The organism is Mesorhizobium sp. BHbdii, assembly GCF_053848045.1.
Window position 1 is genome coordinate 1 of the sequence record NZ_JBSPKX010000116.1, and the last position, 539, is coordinate 539.

2 pseudogenes are annotated in these 539 nt (G+C 61.4%); both read right to left on the reverse strand.

The window, feature by feature from the left end:
* Positions 1–332, reverse strand: a pseudogene (locus ACWTU8_RS32150) (type I secretion system permease/ATPase); the annotation flags it as partial.
* A 40-nt stretch (positions 333–372) separates the two neighbouring features.
* A pseudogene (locus ACWTU8_RS32155) lies at positions 373–539 on the reverse strand (channel protein TolC); the annotation flags it as partial.

Below are 539 nucleotides of genomic sequence, written 5' to 3' on the forward strand. Positions count from 1 at the left end.
ATGGTTACGCGGCCATCCTCCTGGGGAGCGGTCGTGAATGCGCCGTCCTCGGTTTCGGCCAGCAGGGCAACCGGCAATTGGCTGACGCGAAACACGATGGCGGGGAGGTCGATGCGTCCCCGAAGAAACTCGCGATGGCTGAATTCGGTGATTTCAAGGCCGATGCGCTCGGCAATATGCCGGATAGCTTCGATGTCGATACGCGTGTCCGACAGCGGCACGCCGGCGAACAGCACGGTCTGTGCGCTCGGCCTGCCGAGATAGCCGGCAATGGCCGAGAAGCAGGCCTTGAACGCCTCCTTCGGGGAGAGGATGTTGGGTTGCTGGTTCACGATCCGCCCTTAAGGACTTTCGATCGGTCCTTACATCCGCTTACTTTTTCCTGACCGGTGCCAGGATATCGAATGGCAGGTCGTTCTTCTGTTCCGACGGCGTCCGCGCATAGGTTTCCGTGTCGGCCGTTTCCGGTGCGCCGAACTCCGTCCGCGCATAGGCCGCGGCCTGCTTTGGCGGGCGGATGTCCATCGTTTTCAGCAACT